Consider the following 11,071-nt stretch of genomic DNA (forward strand, 5'->3'; position numbering starts at 1 on the left):
GAAGAGATGACCGGGACCGCTAGTGGTCAGTTGTGGGGCGGGCGCTTCTCCGGAGGTGCCGCCGAGGCGATGTTCGCGTTGAGCAAGTCGACCCAGTTCGACTGGCGGCTGGCGCGCTACGACATCGCCGGATCGCGTGCCCACGCCGGCGCACTGCATCGAGCCGGCCTGCTCACCGACGACGAGCACGCCGAGATGATCACCGCGTTGGACCGACTCGAGGCCGCCGTCGTCGACGGCAGCTTCGGTCCGGCCGACACCGACGAGGACGTGCACGGTGCACTGGAACGGGGCCTGCTCGAATTCGCCGGTCCCGAGCTCGGTGGCCGACTCCGCGCCGGCCGGTCGCGCAACGATCAGATCGCCACCCTGCTGCGGATGTACCTGCGTGACACGCTCGGCGCGGTCGGTGCCGACGTGGCCGACCTGATCAAGGCACTGCACGCGCAGGCCACGACCTACCTCGGTGCGGCGATGCCCGGCCGGACCCATCTGCAGCATGCCCAGCCGGTGCTGCTGTCCCATCACCTGGCGGCCTACGCGTGGCCGCTGCTGCGGGATCTGTCCCGGCTGCGGGATCTGGACAAGCGGCTGGCCATCAGCCCGTACGGGTCCGCGGCACTGGCCGGCACCTCCCTCGGGCTGGATCCCGAGGCGACGGCCCGCGACCTCGGCTTCGCCGGCAGCGCGGCGAACTCGATGGACGCCACTGCCTCCCGTGATCTTGCCGCCGAGGCGGCGTACGTGCTCGCACAGATCGCCGTCGATCTGTCCCGGTTGAGTGAGGACGTCATCCTCTGGGCGACCCACGACTTCGGCTACGCCGAGCTCGACGACGCCTGGTCCACCGGGTCCTCGATCATGCCGCAGAAGAAGAATCCCGACGTCGCCGAGCTGGCTCGCGGCAAGGCCGGCCGGCTGATCGGCAATCTGTCCGGGCTGCTCGCCACCTTCAAGGGGCTGCCACTTGCCTACAACAGGGATCTGCAGGAGGACAAGGAGCCGCTCTTCGACTCCATCGATCAGCTGCTGGTGCTGATCCCGGCGGTGACCGGGATGGTCGGAACCCTCACGTTCGACACCGAGGCGATGGCGGCCCAGGCCTCCCAGGGCTTCTCGTTGGCCACCGACGTCGCCGACTGGCTGGTCCGGCAACGGGTTCCCTTCCGGGAGGCACACGAGATCTCCGGTGCCTGTGTCCGCTACTGCGAACAACGGGGGATGGAACTGTCCGACCTGACCGCCGAGCAACTGTCCTCGATCGACCCGAGACTGACTCCGCAGGTACGAGACGTGCTCACCGTGCAGGGCTCGATCGACGCCCGGAACGGCCGTGGCGGTACCGCCACCGAGCAGGTCCGCGCACAACTCGCCGAGATCACCCAACAGCTGGCGAAGCTGCGTCGGTAGTTCGGCCCGATAGGCTGGCGGCTGTGGGAGTACTCGATGAACTGAAGTGGCGTGGCCTGCTGGACAACTGCACCGACGAGCAAGCACTCGCCGAGCATCTGAACGCGGGACCGGTCACGTTCTATATCGGCTTCGACCCGACAGCTCCCAGCATCCACTTCGGCAATCTGGTGCAGCTGATCGTCGCCCGACACCTGCAGGCCGCCGGTCACGATCCGCTGATCCTGGTCGGCGGTTCGACGGGACTGATCGGAGACCCGAAGGACTCGGCCGAGCGGGTGCTGAACTCCAAGGAGACCGTCGCCGGCTGGGTGGAGAAGATCCGCGAGCAGGTCGGACGCTTCGTCGACATGGACGGCCCGCATCCTGCTCGATTGGTCAACAACCTGGACTGGACCGGCGACCTGCCGGTGCTGGACTTTCTCCGCGACATCGGCAAGCACTTCCCGGTGAACCGGATGCTGGCCAGGGATGTGGTGAAGAAGCGACTGGAAGCCGGGATCTCCTACACCGAGTTCTCCTACGTGCTGTTGCAGGCGCTGGACTACCTGAACCTGTACCGACAGTACGGCTGCACGCTGCAGTTCGGCGGCAGCGACCAATGGGGCAACATCACCGCCGGCGTCGAGCTGATCCGCCGGTCGGACGGCACGAAGGTGCACGCGATCGCGACGCCGCTGCTGACCAAGGCCGACGGCACCAAGTTCGGTAAGACCGAGGGCGGAACGGTGTGGCTGGACCGGGGGATGACAAGCCCGTTCGCCTTCCACCAGTTCTTCCTGAATGCCGAGGACGAGAAGGTCATCGACTACCTGAAGGTCTTCAGCCCTCGCGGCCAGGACGAGATCGCCGAGCTGGAACAGCAGACCAGGGACAAGCCCCAGCTGCGCGCAGCCCAACACGCTCTGGCCGACGACGTGACGGACCTGGTGCACTCGCCGGCCGACACCAAGGCGGCCAACGACGCGGCCGCGGCTCTCTTCGGGCGCTCCGAACTCCAGGCTTTGGGGGACGAGACCATCCGGGACGTCGCCGAGGAACTGGGTGCTCCGGCGGTGAAGAGCGACGGTGAACTACCGACCTTCGTCGACGCGATGGAGGCCAGTGGCGTCGTCGCCAGCAAGTCGGCAGCCCGTCGGGCGATCGCCGAGGGCGGTGCCTATCTGAACAACACCAAGGTCAGCGACCCCGACCGACGGCTCGAGCAATCCGACCTGTTGGCCGGCGAGTACGTGGTGTTGCGCCGGGGGAAGAAGACCGTGGGGGCCGCCCGGATCGCGGCGCAGACGTCAGGATGTTGACGATCCGATCGGATACGGCCTAGTCAGCATCGGGTCTACAGGATGTGACCACGGTCACAGCCCCGCGATTTGACCCCCAACTCGCTCACGCGTAATGTTCTCTGAGCCGCCGGGGAGCGGGACGCGGGAAGCCGAGAGGCAGAACGCGGCCGGACCGTGCGGAACCCAACGGTAACGAAGCAGCCGTGATGGCGTGCGCTCCGAGCGCGAAAGCCAAACCACGGCAGCTCTCGATGCCCGCGGGGAGGAGGGAAAGCTCGAGTTGACTCGGGCCCACCACCTCGGTAAGCTTGATCGAGTTGCCACAACGAGGCCCAGAGGGCCTGAAGACGGCAGCAAAACCAAGCACCGGAGCAAAACTTCCGAGTTTGACTCGGAGCGGAGATCTGGTAAATTAAGTCGGGTTGTCTCGGACAGGAATAAAAGCCTGAAAGAGGAGCAAAACGACAAAGTGAAGAGCCGAAAGCCTCGATTTGACAAGGCGGAAAGCGAATCACTAAAGTAAGTCGAGTTGCCCCAAGCGGAGATCGAAAGAAAACCGCGCGGTGTGCGCCCGAAACTTGAGAACTCAACAGCGTGCTAAAAGTCAATGCCAGTTTATGCACAAGTAATACCCCGTAAGCTGAGCACATCACTTTTGCGATGTGACTTGGATGCGGATTCCTTTGATTGATTGACACGATCTCTTTGGAGATCGAGGTCAGCGATCGAACTAGTTGACGGTAATCGATACGCAAGTATCGACACCGATATTTTTCAACGGAGAGTTTGATCCTGGCTCAGGACGAACGCTGGCGGCGTGCTTAACACATGCAAGTCGAACGGTAAGGCCCCTTCGGGGGTACACGAGTGGCGAACGGGTGAGTAACACGTGAGCAACCTACCCTTGACTCTGGAATAACGGCTGGAAACAGCCGCTAATACCGGATACGACCTCGGGCGTCATCGCTTGAGGTGGAAAGCTCCGGCGGTCAGGGATGGGCTCGCGGCCTATCAGCTAGTTGGTGAGGTAACGGCTCACCAAGGCTTCGACGGGTAGCCGGCCTGAGAGGGCGACCGGCCACACTGGGACTGAGATACGGCCCAGACTCCTACGGGAGGCAGCAGTGGGGAATATTGCACAATGGGCGCAAGCCTGATGCAGCAACGCCGCGTGTGGGATGACGGCCTTCGGGTTGTAAACCACTTTCAGCGCCGACGAAGCGAAAGTGACGGTAGGCGCAGAAGAAGCACCGGCCAACTACGTGCCAGCAGCCGCGGTGATACGTAGGGTGCGAGCGTTGTCCGGAATTATTGGGCGTAAAGGGCTCGTAGGCGGTCTGTCGCGTCGGAAGTGAAAACTCGGGGCTTAACCCCGAGCCTGCTTCCGATACGGGCAGACTAGAGGAATGCAGGGGAGAATGGAATACCTGGTGGAGCGGTGGAATGCGCAGATATCAGGTGGAACACCAGTGGCGAAGGCGGTTCTCTGGGCATTTCCTGACGCTGAGGAGCGAAAGCGTGGGGAGCAAACAGGCTTAGATACCCTGGTAGTCCACGCCGTAAACGGTGGGCACTAGGTGTGGGACTCATTCCACGAGTTCCGTGCCGAAGCTAACGCATTAAGTGCCCCGCCTGGGGAGTACGGCCGCAAGGCTAAAACTCAAAGGAATTGACGGGGGCCCGCACAAGCGGCGGAGCATGCGGATTAATTCGATGCAACGCGAAGAACCTTACCTGGGTTTGACATATACCGGAAAGCTGCAGAGATGTAGCCCCCGCAAGGTCGGTATACAGGTGGTGCATGGCTGTCGTCAGCTCGTGTCGTGAGATGTTGGGTTAAGTCCCGCAACGAGCGCAACCCTCGTCCTATGTTGCCAGCACGTAATGGTGGGGACTCATAGGAGACTGCCGGGGTCAACTCGGAGGAAGGTGGGGATGACGTCAAGTCATCATGCCCCTTAAGTCCAGGGCTTCACGCATGCTACAATGGCCGGTACAAAGAGCTGCGAAACCGCAAGGTTAAGCGAATCTCAAAAAGCCGGCCTCAGTTCGGATTGGGGTCTGCAACTCGACCCCATGAAGTCGGAGTCGCTAGTAATCGCAGATCAGCAATGCTGCGGTGAATACGTTCCCGGGCCTTGTACACACCGCCCGTCAAGTCATGAAAGTCGGTAACACCCGAAGCCGGTGGCCCAACCCGCAAGGGAGGGAGCTGTCGAAGGTGGGACTGGCGATTAGGACTAAGTCGTAACAAGGTAGCCGTACCGGAAGGTGCGGCTGGATCACCTCCTTTCTAAGGAGCCATATGGCGAGCTTGCTCGTCCATGCGCTCAGTCCCGAGACGCACGTTCTCGGCTGAGCAGGCACCGGAATGTGGAACATTGACCATTAAGTCCGATGACTCATCGCACTCGTTAGTACAACCGCCTGGCGGAGTGGAACCTCGAGTGAGTGAGCTGAAGACCTGAAGCACGCTGTTGGGTCCTGAGGGGTCGGTCGCACAGACGAAAGTCAGCGAACCAACAACTCAGCGGACCGAGGGCCGGCCGGAAACGGAAGGTTCACGGATCTCGCCCGTATTTTGAGAACTTCACAGTGGACGCGAGCATCTTTGTAGTAATAACAAGCTACTAAGGGCAATCGGTGGATGCCTTGGCACCAAGAGCCGATGAAGGACGTTGTAACCTGCGATAAGCCCCGGGGAGTTGGTAAACAAACTTCGATCCGGGGATCTCCGAATAGGGAAACCTCGAAGATACCGGAGTCATGTCCGGCGACCCCTGCCTGAACACATAGGGCAGAGGGAGGGAACGTGGGGAAGTGAAACATCTCAGTACCCACAGGAACAGAAAACAAAAGTGATTCCGTCAGTAGTGGCGAGCGAACGCGGAAGAGGCCAAACCATACTTGTGTGATAGCTGACAGGCGTTGCAAGCATGGTGTTGTGGGGCCGCCCCGATCGAACTGTCAATCGATCAAACAGTCAGAAATGCTCATTGAAGTCGAAGCGCTCTGGGAAGGCGCAGCAAAGAAGGTAATACTCCTGTAGACGTAAGATGAGCACTGTTGGGCGTCACCCCAAGTAGTACGGAACCCGTGAAATTCCGTACGAATCCGGCGGGACCACCCGCTAAGCCTAAATACTCCTTGGTGACCGATAGCGGACCAGTACCGTGAGGGAAAGGTGAAAAGTACCCCGGGAGGGGAGTGAAATAGTACCTGAAACCGATTGCCTACAATCCGTCGGAGCTCTTCGGAGTGACGGCGTGCCTTTTGAAGAATGAGCCTGCGAGTTAGTGGTATGTGGCGAGGTTAACCCGTGTGGGGAAGCCGTAGCGAAAGCGAGTCCAAATAGGGCGAATGAGTCGCATGCTCTAGACCCGAAGCGAAGTGATCTATCCATGGCCAGGGTGAAGCGACGGTAAGACGTCGTGGAGGCCCGAACCCACCAGGGTTGAAAACCTGGGGGATGAGCTGTGGATAGGGGTGAAAGGCCAATCAAACTTCGTGATAGCTGGTTCTCCCCGAAATGCATTTAGGTGCAGCGTCGCGTGTTTCTTACCGGAGGTAGAGCACTGGATAGTCTAGGGGGCCCACAAGCTTACCGAAATTAGCCAAACTCCGAATGCCGGTAAGTGAGAGCGCGGCAGTGAGACTGCGGGCGATAAGGTTCGTAGTCGAGAGGGAAACAGCCCAGAACACCAGCTAAGGCCCCTAAGAGATTGCTAAGTGGAAAAGGATGTGGAGTTGCGGAGACAACCAGGAGGTTGGCTTGGAAGCAGCCACCCTTTAAAGAGTGCGTAATAGCTCACTGGTCAAGTGATTCTGCGCCGACAATTTAGCGGGGCTCAAGCAATCCGCCGAAGCTGTGTCATTGACGCAACTGCTCGGCTCTGACTTCGGTCAGTGTCCAGGCGCGTTGATGGGTAGGGGAGCGTCGTGTGCGCTAGGAAGCAGCGGGGTAACCCAGCTGTGGAGAGCACACGAGTGAGAATGCAGGCATGAGTAGCGAATGACGGGTGAGAAACCCGTCCGCCGAATGACCAAGGGTTCCAGGGTCAAGCTAATCTGCCCTGGGTAAGTCGGGACCTAAGGCGAGGCCGACAGGCGTAGTCGATGGACAACGGGTTGATATTCCCGTACCGGCGAAACAACGACCCTGCCGAGGCGAGTGATGCTAAGCACGGAAGGTCTTCGGATCCCTTCGGGGTGATGTTGACTGACTCTGCGACCCGAACTCGTATTAGGCAAGCTGCGGAGTGACGCAGGAAGGTAGCCCAACCCGGGCGATGGTTGTCCCGGGGTAAATCTGTAGGGCGGGATGTAGGCAAATCCGCATCCCATATGCCTGAGAGATGACGCCTGTATCGGATTTATCCGTTGCAGTGGGTGATCCTATGCTGCCTAGAAAACCTTCGTGAGCGATGTTGTTAGCCGCCCGTACCCTAAACCGACACAGGTGGTCAGGTAGAGAATACCAAGGCGATCGAGATAACCGTGGTTAAGGAACTCGGCAAAATACCCCCGTAACTTCGGGAGAAGGGGGGCCAATTCTGTCCCGGGACTTGCTCCCGGTAGGCGGAAGAGGCCGCAGAGACCAGGCCCAAGCGACTGTTTACCAAAAACACAGGTCCGTGCCAAGTCGAAAGACGATGTATACGGACTGACGCCTGCCCGGTGCTGGAACGTTAAGGGGAGAAGTTAGCCTTCGGGCGAAGCTTTGAACTTAAGCGCCAGTAAACGGCGGTGGTAACTATAACCATCCTAAGGTAGCGAAATTCCTTGTCGGGTAAGTTCCGACCTGCACGAATGGCGTAACGACTTGGGCGCTGTCTCGACCACGGACTCGGCGAAATTGCACTACGAGTAAAGATGCTCGTTACGCGCAGCAGGACGGAAAGACCCCGGGACCTTTACTATAGCTTGGTATTGGTGATTGGATGAATTTGTGTAGGATAGGTGGGAGACTTTGAAGCAGTCACGCCAGTGGTTGTGGAGTCAACGTTGAAATACCACTCTGGTTCTTCTGGTTATCTAACGTAGGTCCGTTATCCGGATCACGGACAGTGCCTGGTGGGTAGTTTGACTGGGGCGGTCGCCTCCCAAAAGGTAACGGAGGCGCTCAAAGGTTCCCTCAGCCTGGTTGGCAATCAGGTTTTGAGTGTAAGTGCACAAGGGAGCTTGACTGTGAGAGAGACATCTCAAGCAGGGACGAAAGTCGGAACTAGTGAACCGACGGCGGCATGTGGAAGCGCCGGAGATCAACGGCTAAAAGGTACCCCGGGGATAACAGGCTGATCTTGCCCGAGCGTTCATAGCGACGGCATGGTTTGGCACCTCGATGTCGGCTCGTCGCATCCTGGGGCTGGAGTCGGTCCCAAGGGTTGGGCTGTTCGCCCATTAAAGCGGCACGCGAGCTGGGTTCAGAACGTCGTGAGACAGTTCGGTCCCTATCCGCTGCGCGCGTAGGAGTCTTGAGAAGAGCTGTCCTTAGTACGAGAGGACCGGGACGGACGAACCTCTGGTGTGCCAGTTGTTCTGCCAAGAGCACGGCTGGTTGGCTACGTTCGGAAGTGATAACCGCTGAAAGCATCTAAGCGGGAAGCACGCTTCAAGATGAGGGCTCCCACAGGTTAACCTGGTAAGGCCCCCAGCAGACCACTGGGTGATAGGTCGGATGTGGAAGTGCAGTAATGCATGGAGCTGACCGATACTAATAGGCCGAGGGCTTGTTTATACAAAGATGCTACGCGTCCACTGTGCAGTTCCCGAGATACGGTCGTAGATCGGCGGGCTGAATTGATCAGCTCTGCCTCGATCCGATTACATCTCCATAGAGTTTCGGTGATCATTGCGAAGGGGAAACACCCGGCTCCATTCCGAACCCGGAAGTTAAGCCCTTCAGCGCCGATGGTACTGCACGGGAGACCGTGTGGGAGACTAGGACGTCGCCGGACAATAACACCTCATGGGTGGCCATTCGTGGCCACCCATGAGGTGTTTTTACGTTCAGGACCCTTCGCAGGGCGAGGAGAGATCGGCGTGGGGATGGCATCGGACAAACACGGCGACAGCCGGCGTCGTTTCGTCGACGTTCCAGGCTCCCTGCAGGCCGGCATAGGATCCCGGGTGGACAATCGGCGCGGGCGGTTCGGTGGGCTCGCGGACCGTTCGCTGACCCGATCCGGCGTCCAGCCCACTAGGAAATGTAGTGCTCGGCCAGCGCGCTGCGGTAGCGTTCTGCGATCACCTGATGGGCCTCGAGATCGGCGGCTGTCGGTTCGATCTCCCGGACCACCGGGATCTTCCAGGACGGCAGCTCACCGGTCAGCGCCCAGGCGGCCTGCCGTGCGGCGCCGACGGCGACGCTCTCGAACGGTTCGGTGATGGTGATCGGTCTGCCGAGGACCGCCGGTGCGATCTGTTGGACCGCGCTGGACTGCGCCGCGCCACCGGTCAACGTGATCGAGGTGATCGCGCCGGTCTGCTCGGCGAGCACGTCGACGCCGTAGGCCAGGCTCCACAGCACGCTCTCGATCGCGGCCCGCGCCACGTTCGCGGGGGTCATGTTCGCCCGGGTCATCCCCAACAGTTCGCCGGTCGCTTCGGGCAGCGGGGGAGTGCGTTCCCCTTCCAGGTAGGGCATGAAGACCAAGCCGTCCGCTCCGGCCGGGGCGGAGGCCGCCAGTCGACTGAACTCGGCGAGATCCACGCCGAGCATGGTCGCCGTCGCCTCCAGGTTGCGGGCGCAGTTCAGTGTGCACACCAAGGGCAGGAACCGTCCGGTGGCGTCGGCGAATCCGCACACCGTCCCGGTCGGTTCGTGGCTCTGGCTGTCCGCCCGGGTATAGGCGGTCCCGCTGGTGCCGAGGCTGATGATCGCCTCGCCCGGGCCGTTGTCCAGCGCGAGGGCGCCTGCCATGTTGTCGCCGGTGCCCGGGGCGAGTCGGATCCCGTCGGGATTCTCACCGATGATCTCGTGCGGTCCGGCGACTCTCGGTAGCTCGAGATCGTGGCCGATCGCCCGTTCGACGAGATCGTGCAGATAGCTGTCACCGGCCGGGTCGAAGTACGCCGTGCCGGAGGCATCGCCACGGTCGGTGACCGGCGCGAACGACTGCTGGCCGATCTTCCAGGTCAGGTAGTCATGCGGCAGGATCACCGACCGGGTCGCAGCAGCATGGTCCGGCTCGCACCGAGCCAGCCAGCGCAGCTTGGTGATCGTCATCGACGCAACCGGAACCGAACCCACCTTGCTCACCCAGGCCGACCGCCCACCGAGTTCCTCGATCAGGTCGAGCGCATCCTGGGCGGACCGGTTGTCGTTCCACAGCAGGGCATCGCGGACCAGGTCGCCGTTGTCGTCCAGCGTGACCATGCCGTGCTGCTGCCCGCCGACGGCCATCGCCTCGACGTCGGTGAGGAGTTCCGGATCAGCCGTCGCCTCCTGGTAGGCGTCCCACCAGGCCGCGGCGGAGACTTCGGTGCCGTCGGGATGGGAGGCCCTGCCGGTCCGTACCACCTGTCCGGTCTCGATGTCGCACACGACGACCTTCACCGATTGGGTCGAGGTGTCGACTCCGGCAACCAGGGTCATCGATCCGGTCTCCCTTCGGCCTGGTCGGCAGGCGCAACTGTGAGCTCTATTCCGCGATCGATGAAGTGCTGCAGCAGCTTGGCCGCCACGTCGCCGGCGATCGCCAGCTCATCGATCTCGTCGATGGTAGCGAACTGGACGAACGCGGCGGCGCCGACCGACGCTGCGTCAACCATCGCGATCACTCGGCCACCGACCAGCGTCTCGGCACGGTTGACGGCGGCGCCACCGGGCGTCGGGTCGGTCAACCCCCGTTCGGCGTCGACGCCTGCCGGGCAGACCACGGCGACGTCGACCCGGAGCCGGTCGAGCTCGCTGAGCGCCCAGTCGCCTTCCTGGCCGTGCGACTGCGGGCTGACCGTGCCGCCGATGTTGTAGACCCCGATGGTGGGAATCTTCGACAACACGATGGCGACGTCCAAGGAGTTCGTCACGATGGTCAGTCCCGCTGCCGTCGGCGGGTCGGCGCTGATGGCGTCGGCCAGTCCGAGTGCCGGCCTGCCGGTGCCGATCAACAGAGTCCCGGATCGAGGCAGCCGGCCCCACAACCGTCGGCCCAGGTCGGAGTAGTCCGATGCGCCGTCGGTGCGCGGTGGATCCGGCTCGGTCAGGACCGGGACCGCACCGCCGTGGACCCGCTGCAGCCGGCCGACCGATTCCATCTGTCGCAGGTCGCGGCGGACGGTCTCCGGTGCGACGCCGAGCCGGCCCGCGGCGTCGACGACCTGGACCCGCCCGTCGGCCGCCAGCCACCCGGCAATGCGGTCATGTCGGGTGGTGC

At 61.7% G+C, this 11,071-nt stretch carries 4 protein-coding genes and 3 rRNA genes; 5 read left to right on the plus strand and 2 right to left on the minus strand.

Annotated elements, in window-relative coordinates:
- Positions 1–6: 6 nt before the first annotated feature.
- From argH to rrf, 5 genes are all read left to right on the plus strand, one after another.
- Positions 7–1,410, plus strand: coding sequence for an argininosuccinate lyase (gene argH / locus BLU38_RS21385; RefSeq protein WP_091527429.1), 1,404 nt, complete (start codon positions 7–9; stop codon positions 1,408–1,410).
- Positions 1,411–1,433: 23 nt separating this feature from the next.
- A complete protein-coding gene (gene tyrS / locus BLU38_RS21390; protein WP_091527430.1) occupies positions 1,434–2,711 on the plus strand; it encodes a tyrosine--tRNA ligase in 1,278 nt (425 codons plus the stop codon).
- Between the two features lie 756 nt (positions 2,712–3,467).
- Positions 3,468–4,986: ribosomal RNA gene (locus tag BLU38_RS21395) — 16S ribosomal RNA — on the plus strand.
- Positions 4,987–5,313: 327 nt separating this feature from the next.
- A 23S ribosomal RNA gene (locus BLU38_RS21400) occupies positions 5,314–8,430 on the plus strand.
- Between the two features lie 103 nt (positions 8,431–8,533).
- Positions 8,534–8,650: ribosomal RNA gene (gene rrf, locus BLU38_RS21405) — 5S ribosomal RNA — on the plus strand.
- Together the 16S, 23S and 5S rRNA genes form the textbook arrangement of a ribosomal RNA operon.
- Positions 8,651–8,892: 242 nt before the next feature.
- Here rrf and xylB read toward each other — a convergent pair.
- Positions 8,893–10,290 carry a xylulokinase gene (xylB, locus tag BLU38_RS21410; RefSeq protein WP_091527431.1) on the minus strand — a complete coding sequence of 466 codons (1,398 nt, stop codon included), beginning with the start codon at positions 10,288–10,290 and terminating at the stop codon, positions 8,893–8,895.
- Entirely contained in the window at positions 10,287–11,051 is a 765-nt protein-coding gene (locus tag BLU38_RS21415) for a DeoR/GlpR family DNA-binding transcription regulator (RefSeq protein WP_269458194.1), read from the minus strand. Before BLU38_RS21415 ends, xylB begins: the two co-directional genes overlap by 4 nt.
- Positions 11,052–11,071 lie beyond the last annotated feature (20 nt).

This window comes from Microlunatus soli (assembly GCF_900105385.1).
Taxonomy (GTDB): Bacteria; Actinomycetota; Actinomycetes; order Propionibacteriales; family Propionibacteriaceae; genus Microlunatus; species Microlunatus soli.

What these genes read in the sequence shown, in the direction of transcription:
- argH (WP_091527429.1), top strand. Translation starts at nt 7, where the DNA reads ATGACCGGGACCGCTAGTGGTCAGTTGTGGGGCGGGCGCTTCTCCGGA.
- xylB (WP_091527431.1), bottom strand. Translation starts at nt 10,290, where the DNA reads ATGACCCTGGTTGCCGGAGTCGACACCTCGACCCAATCGGTGAAGGTC.